This is a genomic window from Citrobacter sp. wls826 (assembly GCF_005281245.1).
Taxonomy (GTDB): domain Bacteria; phylum Pseudomonadota; class Gammaproteobacteria; order Enterobacterales; family Enterobacteriaceae; genus Citrobacter; species Citrobacter braakii.
In genome coordinates this window covers 147,054-162,310 of record NZ_SZWS01000063.1, presented here as the reverse complement: position 1 = coordinate 162,310, position 15,257 = coordinate 147,054, and the positions used below count along the sequence as shown (strand labels likewise).

The following is a 15,257-nucleotide window of genomic DNA, read 5'->3' as shown; positions in this document are numbered from 1 at the left end:
AGGCCAGTCTCATTGAGACTGGCCTTTTTCTTTAGGGCTAACGCTATCGGGCTCTTTTTACTACACCAGACTTTTCAACCGGTAGATCCACTCAAGCGCCTGGCGAGGCGTTAGCGAATCCGGGTCGAGATTTTCCAGCGCATCAACGGCGGGTGACGTTTCTTCCGGTACTGACAGCAGCGACATCTGCGTACCGTCGACCTGGGTTGCGGCAACATTTGGCGCGATGCTTTCCAGTTCGCGCAGTTTTTGCCGCGCACGCTTGATCACCTCTTTCGGTACGCCAGCCAGGGCAGCGACTGCCAGACCATAGCTCTTGCTCGCCGCGCCATCCTGCACGCTGTGCATGAAGGCGATGGTATCACCGTGCTCTAACGCATCCAGATGCACATTAGCGACACCCTCCATTTTCTCCGGTAACTGCGTCAGTTCGAAGTAGTGGGTCGCAAATAAAGTTAATGCTTTGATTTTATTCGCCAGATTTTCTGCGCATGCCCATGCCAGCGACAGGCCGTCGTAGGTGGAGGTACCGCGTCCAATCTCATCCATCAGCACCAGACTGTTCTCGGTGGCGTTATGCAGAATGTTGGCGGTTTCGGTCATTTCTACCATGAAGGTGGAACGACCTGATGCCAGATCATCCGCCGCGCCCACGCGGGTAAAGATACGATCGATAGGCCCGATCTCGACTTTCTGTGCCGGAACGTAGCTGCCGATATAGGCCAGTAGCGCAATCAACGCCGTCTGGCGCATATAGGTACTTTTACCCCCCATGTTTGGGCCGGTGATGATCAGCATTCGTCGCTGAGGCGAGAGGTTAAGCGGGTTGGCGATAAACGGCTCGGTCAGCACCTGTTCAACCACCGGATGGCGTCCCTCGGTAATACGAATGCCGGGTTTATCGGTGAAGATCGGACAGGTGTAATTCAGGGTATAAGCACGCTCCGCGAGGTTGACCAGCACGTCCAACTCCGCCAGCGCGCTGGCGCTCTGTTGCAAATCAGCCAGGTGTGGCAGCAGCATGTCGAACAGTTCGTCATACAGCTGTTTTTCCAGCGCCAGCGCTTTGCCTTTTGAGGTCAGAACTTTGTCTTCGTACTCTTTCAGTTCCGGAATAATGTAGCGTTCGGCGTTTTTCAATGTCTGGCGGCGTACGTAGTTAATTGGCGCCAGATGACTTTGCCCACGGCTGATCTGAATGTAGTAGCCGTGCACGGCGTTAAATCCTACTTTCAGCGTGTCCAGACCGGTGCGTTCGCGTTCGCGGATTTCCAGTCTGTCGAGGTAGTCCGTGGCGCCATCAGCCAGCGCTCGCCACTCATCAAGCTCTTCATTGTAGCCTGGGGCAATGACGCCGCCGTCACGTACGAGCACTGGCGGAGCTTCCACGACGGCACGTTCCAACAGTTCACGCAGCTCAGTAAACTCACCCATTTTCTCGCGCAGCATCTGCACAGGGGCACTGTCTACGTTTTCCAGTTGTGCGCGCAGTTCGGGTAATTGCTGGAAGGCATGACGCATACGGGCCAGATCGCGCGGGCGCGCAGTACGCAGGGCCAGACGCGCCAGAATACGTTCCAGATCGCCTACCTGACGCAGCACGGGTTGTAATTCGCTGGTGGTATCCTGCAGCGCGCCGATGGTCTGTTGGCGCTCGATGAGGATTTTGGTGTCGCGGACCGGCATATGCAGCCAGCGCTTGAGCATACGGCTACCCATCGGTGTCACGGTGCAGTCGAGTACTGAAGCCAGCGTGTTTTCCACCCCGCCCGCCAGGTTCTGGGTGATTTCCAGATTGCGGCGTGTGGCGGCGTCCATGATGATGCTGTCCTGCTGACGCTCCATGGTGATGGAACGAATATGCGGCAGCGAGGTGCGTTGGGTATCTTTTACGTATTGCAGCAGACAGCCGGCAGCGCATAATCCGCGTGGGGCGTTTTCCACGCCAAAGCCAATCAGATCCCGCGTGCCGAACTGCAGATTTAACTGCTGACGGGCGGTATCAATTTCAAATTCCCACAGCGGACGACGACGCAGGCCGCGACGTCCCTCTATCAGCGAGGTTTCGGCAAAATCCTCGGCATACAGCAATTCAGCGGGGTTGGTGCGCTGCAATTCCGCGGCCATGGTTTCGCGGTCAGCGGGTTCACTGACACGAAAACGCCCGGAGCTGATATCCAGCGTAGCGTAGCCGTACCCTTTACTGTCTTGCCAGATGGCGGCCAGCAGGTTGTCCTGGCGTTCCTGCAACAACGCTTCATCACTGATGGTGCCTGGCGTGACAATACGTACCACTTTGCGCTCAACCGGGCCTTTGCTGGTTGCCGGATCGCCAATCTGTTCACAAATAGCAACGGACTCACCCTGATTGACCAGCTTGGCGAGGTAGTTTTCTACCGCATGATGAGGAATGCCTGCCATCGGGATTGGCTCGCCCGCAGATGCGCCGCGTTTGGTCAGGGAGATATCAAGCAGCTGAGACGCGCGTTTCGCATCGTCATAAAACAGTTCGTAAAAGTCGCCCATGCGGTAAAACAGCAGTATTTCCGGGTGCTGAGCCTTCAGCTTGAGATACTGCTGCATCATCGGCGTGTGGTTCGTGAAGTCCGTATCAAGTGACTCTTTCATATCGTTTTTGCTCTTTTTAATCTTTTGGGTACCTGGGTCGTCTCATGCGAGCCCCTGGAAACTCACATAAACCCACAAATTTGTCATTCGAAAGCCGTCTGAAGGGCAGTAACGACGAGCTTTGGCTCGGTCAGAATGGCCTATCTTATCACCGACAACGACTGAGATTCATCCGTAGGTTTTACCGCCAGAACGCTTATTGATTATTCATTTTCCGGCAACGCATAATTCTGGCAGTACAGATAGGGGATCCCCTCTTTGGTAATCAAATACGTCTCTCTATTCAGCGCAAAAAAATCGACGTTGGATACGCTGGTGTTGGTCAGGAAGAAGTCGGGGAGGAGTTCCTGAATGAGACTGGCGGGTGCTGTTTCGCGATTGGAGATTTGGATTTTCTGCGAAATCCAAACCGGGCTTGAGCCGTAGCTGGATTGCGTAAAAAGTACCATGCGTTGCACGGTCTGCTCATTATTTTCGGCATCTTTGATAATGCCATCAATATTCACAATACCTTTGCTGCCGCCGGTTTTGATATCAATGATCCCTCGGAATGAGCTTGTATTGCGTACAATCTCGATGGCAGACCGACAGGTCAGATTATGTAACTGACCATTGTTTTTACTGTACCGGTAGACGGCGGTAACAATTAGCGCAGCAAAACAAAGCAACAGGATAATACCTGTCTGGATGCGGGGCGTTCGGGAATAAAAATTCATTAGCTATCATACCGTGGGTAATAAACCGACTGACAGGCGTTTTCCTGCCTGTTTTTCATCGGTGAGCGACATACAAGCACGGATAATTTTTTGGATTCAGGGTAGGTGGTGATATAGATAAATTTATGGCTCTGACACAGCCCAGGATTTTTGTTGATAAATGCCGTATGTCGGGAGAAGTTACTGGCATCATTATTAAAATAGTACTGACAGTCAGTGGGGGCGTTGTCTGCGGTGATATAGCCGGAGAAATAGTTATCACTGGTTTGCCACGGATACATTATAAGCACACAAATTATCAGGGTAATAGCAAGTATTACCATTTCAGCAGTGGTGATCAAAGGTTGGCGCGCTGTGTCATCTGACAGTTCTTCGATGGCGACATCCGGCACTAACGGTTCTGCTGTAAAAGATACGCTCTCCTCCGGAGTTTCAATCACCTGAATATTGAACTCTTCCTGGATGATCAGCCCTTTGCGGGGGATCGTGGTGATAAGCGGTTGCTCCAGTTCCAGCTGCAGCAAACTTTTGCGCAAAGAGAGAATGCTTTGATAAAAGGCGTTGAAGCTCACCTGGCGGTGATTTTTACCCCAGCCGAATTCCAGTAGTTCGTTTTGGGAAACCACTTGCCCACGATGTTGAATAAGTAATAAAAGACATAATGACGCCGAGTGTTTGAGTTTTATCCGCTGATTGGGTTGATCTATCCGCGCCAGCGATTGTGTAGCTGGCGTAAATATTATTATTTTTTCAATCAGATAACTGACATTGCCAGTCTCAGACATGATGTTTCTACTCTTGCTGGTGCGCCAGGCGGTTGGCGAGTCATGATACCACTTAGCCTATAAAGACCACCAGTATGGACCCGACCCTGCAGCGAGAACCGCGAAGTGTTTCAATTTCGTATCATAATATAACAACAATGATAACTTTTTAATGAAAATAAACCATATATAAATCAATGTATTGTATCTTTTTGGCTACATTGCAAAGAACAGAAAGATGAAATAACAACGACAAAGATGATTGCCATTAATTCTTTATGGACAGCGTCATATACTGCCTGGCGCCACCACGCGAAAACAGCATGAGTCTGAACGCGTCAACGGCACCAGGGAATGCCGGTGGTAGATGTAGATGGGAATAAATGTCAGCTTGTTGGTGAGCTGACATTTATTTTTCGTGTTGAGTAAAAATCCACCCTCGTTTTGACAAAGCCATAATTTGCGGTAGAGAGTCCCATGTTCCAGAAAGATATTGAAAATGCTGTAGTGCTTGTTGGTGATGAAATGAAAAAGTCAGATAATGCCTGGCTGTCCTTACGTAAAAAACGCCAGCGTATTGATCTGAAGAGTGATGGAAATATCTTGTTTCTGGAGAAAGGGGCCGTCTCTGTTCATCGTGTGGAAAATGATTTGGTGATGGTAAGTATTTCTGCGCCGGCCATCCTCGGCTTGCCGCAAATGCGTACGGAAGTTGCCGGACACTATTTACGTTGTGATACCGATTGTGAAATGTGGGCGATGAGTGCACCCAATGCCGAACTTTTGTTCACTGCTAAGAATCTTTGGAAACATGCATTTGATATTTTAACGCTACATCTGCAACGCTATTTTCAGCGAGAAAAATTGCAATCGCATCGCACTATCCGTGAATTGATTATTGAACACCTGAAATATATTTGGTCGATGGAGCCAGAGATGCGTGAAAACACATCTGTGTATACATTCATTCTCGCTCGAAATCATATCTCACGCAGTGCTATCCACAAAGTATTGCAGGAGTTAGTGAGTGACGGAAAAATAATTATGAAGCGAGGGAAACTCTCTTTTTTTGTATGTTAAAGTTAACATTAAAAGCATCTGACGTGTTTTTTTGCACTCAGCTGGAATGATAATGAAAAAACTGGGTTTGTGATTTTTGTTGATTATCAGTATGTTGGTTTTTGTCTTTTTCTTCACCGCTGATGCCAGCTACGCGGAATGTCCATTTTTATCTATAAATTAGTATTTATTTATTAATTTGATATGAATATGATGTTCCCTCCAATAATAACAAAAGTCATATCGCCAATGACCAACGGCAGGCCGGAAAACCTTGAGGCACAGCATAGCCGACTGTTTGGCAACCCTACTACCGATACAACGGATGTTCGCGCTGCACTGCAAAACGCGTTGGATCACAATACCTTTGTCCTGCTGGCCCAGCCTATCGTCAGTACTCGTGGTGATGAATCCTATCATGAGATATTGATCCGCATGCTCAATGAGCACGGGGAATTTCTTTCCCCTGACCATTTTCTGTCGGTTGCACGCGACACAGGGTTAGCACCCGATATCGATCTTTGGGTTATTGAGAACACCCTGAAGTACATGCGCTACCATCCGCTGAGTTGTTTTTCCATTAACCTGGCGCCAGTGACGCTATGTTGTTCAGGTATCGTTGCAAAGATAACTGCGTTGTTGCAGGAATATGTGGTGATACCGCAACGGATTATTTTTGAGATAACCGAGGCTGATACCCTGTCAGATAAAGAACACACGGCAGATACACTACGCTTACTACGTCAATTGGGATGTCGGATCGCGATTGATGACTTCGGTGCCGGGTTTGCAAGCTATGAACGCCTGATGAACATTGAAGCAGATATTTTGAAGATTGATGGGTCTTTCGTTCGTGGGATTATAAAATGTGAGGTTAGTCGCTATATCATCGAATCTTTCTGCCGGGTTGCGGCAATGAAAGGTATGCAGGTTGTCGCCGAGTTTGTTGAAAGTGCCGAAATCCAGATGCACCTGGAACACATGAATGTCGGGTGGTTACAGGGATACCACATTGGCAAGCCACAACCGTTGTTCACGTTAGAGTAATCTATAATCCGTTTATTTAAACGTATCATCACGATGCTGTAATCTGCCGATAATATAACCTCCTGGCGGAGGCTATATTAATATCAAGAACATTAGCAGACCCATAATTTACGGATCCTGTAGCTGAAGCTGATTCTCTAAACGCCGATCGCGCAGGGTTGCATAAATAAAGGTAATCACAAACAGCAGGGAAAATAGTACGACTATGGTGGGAGCCGGTGCGCTGTCGATGAAAAATGACAGGTACACGCCCATAAATGAGGTAATGACCGACATCGCCACCGCCAGCCATAAGGCGTGGGAAAATTTCCGCGTCATTAAAATCGCGATGGCGCCAGGTGCAATCAGTAATGAAATTGACAAAATAATCCCTACCGATTTTAGCGTGGCGACAATCGTCAGGGCGATCATGCACAACAGGCCGTAATGCAGCAGTGCGGTGTTAAGCCCACTGGCCTTTGCCTGATGTGGGTCGAACGCATGCAGCAGCAAATCTTTCCATTTAAGTCCGATGACAAGCGCGATCCCCAGAGTAATAACCGCGGTTTGCATGATATCGCTTAACGATACGCCCAGCATGTCGCCGAACAGAATATGATCGAGATGGACTTCCGACTGGATAGAGACGTACAGCACCAGACCCGCACCAAACATCCCGGAGAAAACAATACCCATGATGGTGTCGCGCTTAATGCGGCTGTTATCGTCGAGGTATCCGGTCGCCACCGCGCAGAACAGACCGGCGATAAACGCGCCAATTGCCAGCGGGATGCCCGCAATCCACGCCAGGACAATCCCTGGGAAAACCGCATGACTCATGGCATCGCCCATAAGCGCCCAGCCTTTGAGTACTAAAAATACCGACAGCAGCGCGCAGGGCACGGCGACGATGGTAGAGATGACCAGCGCATTAACCATAAAGCTAAACTGAAAAGGTTCCAGCAGCGTTGTTAAGATCATACTTGCTCCTTGTTCACCAGACGGGCGCGGCGGCGATTTGCCAGCAGACCGTGTTTTGGTGCGAAGACAAATGCCAGCAGGAACAGCAGCGTTTGCAGAACGACGATAATTCCGCCGGTTGCACCGTCCAGCCAGTAGCTTAGCCAGGCGCCGAAAAAGCTGGTCAGGCTGCCGAGCGCCACGGCGATGGTGAGTAGGCGAGGAAAACGATCGGTCAGCAGCCAGGCCGTCGCACCGGGCGTAACCACCAGGCAAATCACCAGAAAGGCGCCGACGGTTTGCAGTGCGGCGATCGTGGAAACGGAGAGCAACGTAAAAAACAATAGTTTCAGCCGACCCGGATTAAGACCGATAGACCGCGCGTGATTTTCATCAAAAAAGACCACCATCAGATCTTTCCACTTCAAAAACAGAATGGTCAGCGAAACCACGCCGATGATCGCCAGTTGCAGAATATCTTCCGGCGCAATCGCCAGGATGTTACCCAGAATAATGGTCTGGATGTTCACCGACATCGGATTAAGCGACACCATAAACAGCCCGATACCGAAAAAGGACGAAAAAATCAGCCCGATAATGGCATCTTCCTTCAGGCGTGAACGCTGATTGAGAAACAGCATGCTGCCCGCCGCCAGTCCACCGGAAAGAAATGCGCCCAGCGCAAAGGGAAGCCCTAACATATAGGCTCCGGCCACGCCTGGAACGATCGAGTGCGACAGCGCATCGCCAATCAGCGACCAGCCTTTGAGCATCAGATAGCAGGAGAGAAATGCGCACAGGCCGCCGACCATCGCCGAAACCCACATGGCGTTGAGCATGTACTGGTAGCCAAACGGCTCCGTCAGCCAGTTCATGATTGCTCCCCCTCGCTTGCCGCGCGTCGCGAAATAAACGGACGTTCATCATCGGTAATCACGTGTTGTTCACCGCCGCTCAGCGCGACGTGACGCAGAACGCCGCTGAATGCCAGCTCGAGATTCTCGTGGGTAAAGGTGGTTTCGGTTGGCCCACTTGCCAGCACCGTGCCCTTAATCATCACCGTGTAATCGCAAAATTCGGTTACGGATCCCAGATTATGGGTAGAGACCAGCATGGTCCGGCCTTCATCACGCAGTTCACGCAGCAGATCGATGATCCGGGCCTCGGTTTTCACATCCACGCCGGTGAAGGGTTCATCCAGTAAAATAACCTGCCCGTCCTGTGCGATGGCTCTTGCCAGAAAAACGCGTTTTTTCTGCCCGCCGGACAGTTCACCTATCTGGCGATGGCGATAGTCCAGCATATCTACCCGCGCCAGCGCCGCATCCACGCAGTCGTGGTCGATCTGTTTTGGTCGACGCAGCCAACCCATATGGCCAAAGCGGCCCATCATCACTACATCTTCCACCAGTACCGGAAACGACCAGTCCACCTCTTCTGACTGGGGGACATAGGCGATAAGATTCTGTTTGAGCGCCTTATTAACCGGTTGTTGCAGAATAGATATTTTCCCTTTCGCCAACCGGACAAAACCCATCAGCGCTTTAAAAAGCGTTGATTTTCCCGAACCGTTTACGCCGACCAGAGCGGCAATTGAGCCGCCCGGAACCTGAAAAGTGGCATCCCGCAGCGCGGTGTGGCCGTTGCGATACGTCACCGTAACCTGATTCACGGTAATCGCAGATTGACTCATTTTTGGCTCCTTAACCCGTCGTTGATGCCGCTGACGATGGTTTCTGTCGTCACGCGCAGTAAATCCAGATAGGTCGGTACCGGACCATCGGCAGCGCTGAGCGAATCGACATACAGCACGCCGCCGTAATACGCGCCAGACTCGCGGGCGACCTGACGCGCAGGTTTGTCGGACACGGTGCTTTCGCTAAATACGGTAGGGATTTGATGTTTTCTGATCGCATCGATCACTTTGCGTACCTGCTTGGGCGTGCCTTGCTGATCGGCATTGATCGGCCATAGATACAGCTCTTTCAGGCCGTTATCACGCGCGAGGTAAGAGAATGCGCCTTCGCTGGTGACCAGCCAGCGTTTATCAGCAGGGAGCTTCGCCAGTTCTGCATGCAGTGGCGCCAGAGTCTGCTGGATTTTCGCTTTATAATTCTCCGCATTTTTCTGGTAGGTTGCGGCATGGTCGGGATCGTATTTCATCAACGCATCGCGAATGTTATCCACGTAGATAAGCGCGTTCTCCGCTGACATCCAGGCATGCGGATTCGGTTTGCCGTTGTATGGCCCTTCGCTGATACCCATTGGCTGCACGCCATTTGAGACCATGACCTCCGGTACGCCGGACAAATTTTGATAGAAGCGGGCAAACCATAGTTCGAGGTTAAGGCCGTTGGAGAGAATAAGCTGTGCGCCTTGTGCCCGTTTAATATCCCCCGGTGTGGGTTGATATTCGTGAATTTCTGCCCCGGGTTTGGTGATGGAACTGACGTCCGCCGCGTCACCTGCCACATTGCTTGCCATATCGGCAATCACCGTAAAGGTGGTTATCACTTTGAACTTTTCTTTCGCCCAGGCAGGTGACAGCGTAAGCGCCGTTAACACGCTGGCAAGGAGAAATGACTTCAGATGGGGCAGATGCGGCATAGTATCCCTCACAACAAAGTGGTTAATTTATCATCGAATATAGCCTTTGCTATGTTATATAGCACACGGCATAAACAAATGAAAATAATTCTTATTTGCGTAGGGTGCTAAGGAATGTATCACCCCCAGGCAATAGTCCTGCGCTTAGTTAAGGTGTATTATTTATGCAACTTAATTATGGAGGCATCATGTCCGGCAAACGTATTGCACGTGAGAAAATGACGATCCAGAGAATGATCTCGCTGTATGAGAGCCAGTGTCCGCAGGCTTCAGATGAACCGGGGCATTACGATGCGTTGTTTGCCTATGCGCAAAAGCGCCTGGATAAATGCGTATTTGGTGAGGAAAAACCGGCCTGCAAACAGTGTCCGGTGCACTGTTACCAGCCCGCTAAACGCGAAGAGATGAAGCAAATTATGCGTTGGGCTGGACCCAGAATGCTCTGGCGTCATCCGATCCTGACCGTGCGTCATCTGATTGATGACAAACGTCCGGTGCCGGAGTTACCCGAGAAATACCAGCGGAAGAAGTGATTTAGCAATTCTATGCCGGATGGCGGCTGCGCCTTATCCGGCCGACAAAGACAAACGCACCAGTGGCGTAGGCCCGATAAGCGTAGCGCTATCGGGCAATAATCCGTTAAACCAGTGCGTCCTTATCAATGCCCAGGCGCTTCATGCGCGAGAGTAACGTTGTGCGTTTCAACCCCAGTCTTTGTGCCGCGCCTTTAGGACCGGCGACAACGCCATTGGTTTCTTTCAGAACGCGCATTATCAGCTGGTATTCATCTTCGCCATCCTGCGCGACTTCGGTCGCCACCGGCGGCGTAGACGGCGCCATAGCGATTACATCCGGCAAGGACAGTTGCAGCACGTTGCCCCGGGTGAGCAGAACCGCGCGTTCTACGACGTTTTCCAGCTCGCGCACGTTACCCGGCCATTCCATGTTGCTCAGCGTACGCAGGGCTTCGGCGGGAATGCTGTCGATATTGCGCCCCATCCGGCGGGCAATTTTGAAGGTGAAGGCTTTCACCAGCAGCGGAATATCTTCCGGGCGCTCGCGCAGCGGCGGCAGATGGATCGGGAAGACGTTCAGTCGATAGTAGAGATCGTTACGAAACTCGCGATCGGCGACCATCTTTTTCAGATCGCGGTTAGTGGCAGCGATCAAGCGAACGTCGGTCTGGATCAGCTTATTGCTGCCCAGACGTTCAAACTCCTGCTCCTGCAGAACGCGCAGCAGCTTGGGCTGAAGCTCCAGAGGCATGTCGCCAACTTCATCGAGAAATAACGAACTTTTGTCCGCCAGTTCAAAGCGTCCAATCCGCTGCGTGCTGGCCCCGGTAAATGCGCCACGCTCATGGCCAAACAGATCGCTTTCCAGCAATCCGGCAGGCATTGCCGCGCAGTTCATTTTCACCATCCGACGGGCGTTACGTCCGCTCAGGTTGTGAATTGCTCGTGCAATCAGCTCCTTACCCGTCCCGGTTTCACCAAGAATCAGGACAGTGCTGTCGCTTTGCGCCACCATTTCGACCTGTTTGAGTACGCTGTACATCGCTTCGCTGCGGCCAATGATTTCTCCGAACTCACTCTCCACGTTGTTGAGTTGTTCAGTCAGCGCCAGGTTTTCATCGACCAGCCGCTCCTTCAGGCGGTGGATCTCCTGGTAGGCGAGGGCGTTATCCACGGCGATCGCCACGCGTTCTGCGATTTGGCGCAGCAGTTTGAGATTGGCGGTGGTGAATACTTTCTCTTCGCATTGCGCCAGCTTAAGTACGCCGAGCATATTATTGCCGGACATCAGCGGCAGCAGGCACAGAGTCTGTAGCTGGTTGCCCCAGGTTTCGAACAACATTCTTTCGTAAGGGGCCAGGGTATCGCGTTCGCTCAGGTTAATCAGCAGCATCTCTTTGCTTTTGAAGACCCGTTCAGAGAGCGTGCCGGCTTCGTCCACTTCACTTTGTTCGTGTGCCGGATGATGTTCATCCAGATAGTGAGTGGAATAAATGCTGAGCTTGTTTTTGCGATCGCTGCGTAACACGATGCTGATGGCATCAATGTCGAAGTAGTGATGGATCTCTTTAGCGACTTCGCTGACCAGCTCATCAATATCCAGGCGGGAGAGCACAGCATTGGTGATGGCGACCAGGATGCGAAAGTTATCACGCTCACGGCACAGGAGATCGTAATCGACATTGTTGCTGACCCGGCTTTGAATTTGTTCAGCAACGACGCCGACTATTTGGGTGAAGGTCTGCAGCCGGTTGTACTCTTTTTCACTCCACGGTTGGTCTTCGTTACGGATAAATTCGCAACCGCCAAAGATTCGTCCATCTGCCGCCAGCGGCAGCAGGCAGTAGTGACCAAATTTAGAATACAGCCCGCCAGAGGCCAGCTGTGGCCAGGTTTCGTTAAACTCGTGATAGTTGCAGTGCAGCGCATCGGGGCGAGACAAAATACGGCGTACCGGGCCATGCGCCAGCACCGTTTCGTCTTCATAATCGATGGGGTTACCATTTTCACGCGTCGCAAAATAACGCGCACGCTGCGTTTGTGCCTGCCATAAGACAATAGCCGCGCAGTCGGCCAGCGCTGAACGCTTGACCAGTTGCGAAAGCGCCTCGCTGAGAGACGGCAGGTCGGGCTGCTGTAATAATGTACGAGTAATATCGAACAGGCCTTGCTGTCCGAGGTCACTCATCGGTGTATACGACATATTGCTTTTCCAGGAAAAGCACCGCAGAACGGTGCGAAAACGGTAAATGAATTATAGGTATAAGTCGTAAATTATTGCCGGACTGGTCCCGCTACACGAACCGTAGACCCGATCGGCAAAACGCCATCAGGTGATATTGCAGCGTTAAGGCCGGATGTCGACGCAAATGCGTCTTACCCGGCCTACAGCTTGCTGCCAACCGGCTGTTAGCATATACGAGGTAATGGTTCGGCGTGTGGTAAATCGAGAGTGCGTTTCACGCCGTAGAGTCCGGCAAGACGCACACCTTTGCGTTCTACCACTTCACCAATCATTGCGGCATCGCGTCCTAACGGATGTGCGCGCAGCGCGGCAAGCACCGTTTCAGCAGCCTGACGCTCAACGGCAATCACCAGCTTGCCTTCGTTAGCAAAGTTAAGCGCATCCAGACCCAGCAGTTCGCAAACGCCACGCACCGCGGGCTTCACGGGCAGGGCCGCTTCAGACAGCTCAATACCAAACCCGCATGAGGCGGCAAATTCATGCGTTACCGCATTTACGCCGCCACGGGTCGCGTCACGCAGCGCCTTCACGCCGGGAATATCACGCAGCGTCTGGATAAGCGGTGTCAATACCGCGCAGTCGCTGACCAGTTCGCCATCAAGACCCAGCTGTTCGCGCAGGTTAAGGATAGTTGCGCCGTGATCGCCAAGCGTACCGCTGACCAGCAGCACATCGCCTGGGCCGAGGGTCTGTGCGCCCCAGTGAATGTTGGCGGGGATCGCCCCCATTCCGGCCGTGTTGATGAACAGCTTGTCTGCAGCGCCGCGCTGCACGACTTTGGTATCGCCGGTCACGATGGCGATGCCTGCTTCACGCGCGGTCGCCGCCATACTGTTGACGACGGTTTTCAACGTCTCCATCGGCAAACCCTCTTCGAGGATAAAACCGCAGGAGAGGTAGCGAGGGATCGCGCCGCTGACCGCCACGTCGTTAGCCGTACCGCAGATGGCCAGCTTGCCGATATTGCCACCCGGGAAGAACAACGGATCGATAACATAGCTGTCGGTTGAAAACGCCAGACGATCGCCTTCTGCAACCAGTTGCGCCAGATCCAGACGGGCCTGATCTTCTTGTTCCGCCAGCCACGGATTAGCAAAAGCCTCCATAAACAGACTGTTGATCAACTGCTGCATAGCCTGACCGCCGCTACCGTGGGCGAGTTGTACGCTGTTCATGCTTCACACTCCTGCTGACGATACTGATACCAGGCGGCACATGCGCCTTCTGAGGAGACCATCAGGGCGCCAAACGCGGTCTCCGGGTTACAGGTTTTGCCAAATAGCGGGCACTGATGCGGTTTGCATCTGCCGGTCAATACCTCGCCGCAACGCGCGCGCGGATCGTCATACACCTGCTGCGGCGCTGGCTGGAAATGCGCTTCGGCATCAAAGCGCTGATAGTCTGGCGTCAGGTGAACGCCAGAGGATTCAATGACGCCCAGACCGCGCCATTCGCTATCGCCATTGACGCAGAACACTTCGGCGATGGCCTGTTGCGCTAACAGGTTACCGGCGTCCGGCACCACGCGGCGATACTGGTTTTCGACCTGGCTATGCGCGGCAATCTTCTGTTCAATCAACATCACCACGCCCTGCAACAGATCGAGCGGTTCGAAACCGGCGACCACCAACGGACGATGGAAATCTGAAGCAATGAAATTATAGGCATCAGTGCCAATCACCATGCTGACATGGCCCGGCGCTAAGAAGGCGTCGATGCCGTTGTCCGGCTGTTCCAGCAGGCTGCGCAGCGTAGGGATAAGCGTGATGTGCTGGCAGAAAAAGTAAAAGTTCTGCACGTCACGCTGTTTTGCCTGCTGAAGGGTGATGGCGGTGGTTGGCATTGTGGTTTCAAAACCCAGGCCAAAGAACACAACCTTACGCGTTGGGTTTTCCTGCGCCAGCTTCAGCGCATCCATCGGTGAATAGACGATGCGGATATCCGCGCCGCGCGCTTTGGCTTGTAGCAAAGAACCTTGTTTACCCGGAACGCGCATCGCATCGCCAAAGGTGCAAAAAATCACTTCAGGATGGCTGGCGATTTCCACACAGCTGTCGATTCTGCCCATCGGCAGAACGCAAACCGGGCAGCCCGGGCCATGAATAAACTCGACGTTGTCAGGCAGCAATTGGTCGAGACCGAACTTGAAGATAGCGTGGGTATGACCACCACACACTTCCATGATGCGCAGCGGGCGTTCAGCAGTGTAGGGGAGGTGTGCGGCACGTTCACACAGGTGCTCTATCAACTGCATCACCTGTTCTGGTGCGCGGTATTCGTCAACAAAACGCATTATTTTTCCTCGCCATACAACAACGCGCCGACATCCGGCTCAACGTCAAACATGTTTTGCAGCGCGTCGAGCGTGTCGCGCGCTTCAGCTTCATTAATGATGCTCATGGCAAAGCCGACGTGGACCAGTACCCACTGGCCCAGACGGGGTTGACCGTGTTCATCGCAGCTTCCGACCAGCGTCAGGTCGACGTCGCGCTGAATACCGCAAACGTCGACTTTGGCCTGGTTGCCATCAATGGTGCGGATTTGACCCGGAACACCTATGCACATCGCTGCGTCTCCAGCCAGGAGAGCCATTGGTCCATGCCTTCGCCACTGGTGGCGGAAATCAGGATAATCTCAATTTCCGGGTTCACTTCCCGGGCGCTGGCGATGCACTTTTCTACGTCAAAATTGAGGTACGGCAGTAGGTCTACTTTGTTGAGCAGCATCAGCGACGCGG

At 52.3% G+C, this 15,257-nt stretch carries 15 protein-coding genes and 1 pseudogene; 4 read left to right on the top strand and 12 right to left on the bottom strand.

Annotation, left to right across the window (positions count from 1 at the left end):
- Nucleotides 1-60: 60 nt before the first annotated feature.
- A complete protein-coding gene (gene mutS, locus FDW87_RS19910; protein ID WP_016154205.1) occupies nt 61-2,628 on the bottom strand; it encodes a DNA mismatch repair protein MutS in 2,568 nt (855 codons plus the stop codon).
- On the opposite strand from mutS, the gene FDW87_RS23350 reads away from it, so the two are divergent.
- On the top strand, nt 2,591-2,698 hold the full coding sequence (locus FDW87_RS23350; protein ID WP_225836897.1) for a YqaE/Pmp3 family membrane protein: 108 nt from the start codon (nt 2,591-2,593) through the stop codon (nt 2,696-2,698). The genes mutS and FDW87_RS23350 overlap by 38 nt on opposite strands.
- Before the next feature lie 133 nt (nt 2,699-2,831).
- Here the strand turns inward: FDW87_RS23350 and FDW87_RS19900 are convergent, their stop codons facing one another.
- Together FDW87_RS19900 and FDW87_RS19895 are read right to left on the bottom strand one after the other, a co-directional pair.
- Nucleotides 2,832-3,344, bottom strand: coding sequence for a hypothetical protein (locus FDW87_RS19900; RefSeq protein ID WP_016154204.1), 513 nt, complete (start codon nt 3,342-3,344; stop codon nt 2,832-2,834).
- The gene (locus FDW87_RS19895) at nt 3,344-4,129 is read right to left on the bottom strand and encodes a winged helix-turn-helix domain-containing protein (RefSeq protein WP_046274827.1); all 786 of its coding nucleotides are present in this window, start codon (nt 4,127-4,129) and stop codon (nt 3,344-3,346) included. Before FDW87_RS19895 ends, FDW87_RS19900 begins: the two co-directional genes overlap by 1 nt.
- Before the next feature lie 456 nt (nt 4,130-4,585).
- On the opposite strand from FDW87_RS19895, the gene FDW87_RS19890 reads away from it, so the two are divergent.
- Together FDW87_RS19890 and FDW87_RS19885 are read left to right on the top strand one after the other, a co-directional pair.
- Nucleotides 4,586-5,188 (top strand): helix-turn-helix domain-containing protein, encoded by a 603-nt coding sequence (locus tag FDW87_RS19890; protein ID WP_016154202.1) that lies wholly within the window; start codon nt 4,586-4,588, stop codon nt 5,186-5,188.
- A gap of 183 nt (nt 5,189-5,371) precedes the next feature.
- On the top strand, nt 5,372-6,214 hold the full coding sequence (locus FDW87_RS19885) for an EAL domain-containing protein (protein ID WP_242444886.1): 843 nt from the start codon (nt 5,372-5,374) through the stop codon (nt 6,212-6,214).
- A gap of 108 nt (nt 6,215-6,322) precedes the next feature.
- Here the strand turns inward: FDW87_RS19885 and sitD are convergent, their stop codons facing one another.
- Genes sitD through FDW87_RS19865 form a run of 4 tightly spaced genes read right to left on the bottom strand, consistent with a single transcriptional unit; the run spans nt 6,323 to nt 9,760 of the window.
- Nucleotides 6,323-7,174, bottom strand: coding sequence for an iron/manganese ABC transporter permease subunit SitD (gene sitD / locus FDW87_RS19880; RefSeq protein WP_019077552.1), 852 nt, complete (start codon nt 7,172-7,174; stop codon nt 6,323-6,325).
- A complete protein-coding gene (gene sitC, locus FDW87_RS19875) occupies nt 7,171-8,028 on the bottom strand; it encodes an iron/manganese ABC transporter permease subunit SitC (protein ID WP_016154199.1) in 858 nt (285 codons plus the stop codon). Before sitC ends, sitD begins: the two co-directional genes overlap by 4 nt.
- Nucleotides 8,025-8,846, bottom strand: coding sequence for an iron/manganese ABC transporter ATP-binding protein SitB (gene sitB, locus FDW87_RS19870; RefSeq protein WP_137380090.1), 822 nt, complete (start codon nt 8,844-8,846; stop codon nt 8,025-8,027). The genes sitC and sitB overlap by 4 nt, the downstream gene beginning before the upstream one ends.
- Nucleotides 8,843-9,760, bottom strand: coding sequence for a metal ABC transporter substrate-binding protein (locus tag FDW87_RS19865; RefSeq protein ID WP_019077550.1), 918 nt, complete (start codon nt 9,758-9,760; stop codon nt 8,843-8,845). Before FDW87_RS19865 ends, sitB begins: the two co-directional genes overlap by 4 nt.
- Before the next feature lie 188 nt (nt 9,761-9,948).
- Between FDW87_RS19865 and FDW87_RS19860 the strand changes: the two genes are divergently transcribed.
- Nucleotides 9,949-10,293, top strand: a complete 345-nt coding sequence (locus FDW87_RS19860) for a nitrous oxide-stimulated promoter family protein (RefSeq protein WP_003825888.1) — start codon at nt 9,949-9,951, stop codon at nt 10,291-10,293.
- 106 nt (nt 10,294-10,399) lie between these two features.
- Here FDW87_RS19860 and flhA read toward each other — a convergent pair whose 3' ends face one another.
- The 5 genes and pseudogenes from flhA to FDW87_RS23135 form a co-directional block, all read right to left on the bottom strand.
- On the bottom strand, nt 10,400-12,478 hold the full coding sequence (gene flhA, locus FDW87_RS19855; protein WP_016157325.1) for a formate hydrogenlyase transcriptional activator FlhA: 2,079 nt from the start codon (nt 12,476-12,478) through the stop codon (nt 10,400-10,402).
- A gap of 206 nt (nt 12,479-12,684) precedes the next feature.
- Nucleotides 12,685-13,695: a hydrogenase maturation carbamoyl dehydratase HypE gene (hypE, locus tag FDW87_RS19850; protein WP_016157324.1), complete on the bottom strand. Its 1,011-nt coding sequence runs from the start codon at nt 13,693-13,695 to the stop codon at nt 12,685-12,687.
- Nucleotides 13,692-14,813 (bottom strand): hydrogenase formation protein HypD, encoded by a 1,122-nt coding sequence (gene hypD, locus FDW87_RS19845; protein ID WP_019077547.1) that lies wholly within the window; start codon nt 14,811-14,813, stop codon nt 13,692-13,694. Before hypD ends, hypE begins: the two co-directional genes overlap by 4 nt.
- Nucleotides 14,813-15,085: a hydrogenase 3 maturation protein HypC gene (hypC, locus tag FDW87_RS19840; RefSeq protein ID WP_003037411.1), complete on the bottom strand. Its 273-nt coding sequence runs from the start codon at nt 15,083-15,085 to the stop codon at nt 14,813-14,815. The genes hypD and hypC overlap by 1 nt, the downstream gene beginning before the upstream one ends.
- Nucleotides 15,076-15,257: pseudogene (locus tag FDW87_RS23135) on the bottom strand (GTP-binding protein); the annotation flags it as partial. The gene hypC and the pseudogene FDW87_RS23135, both read right to left, overlap by 10 nt.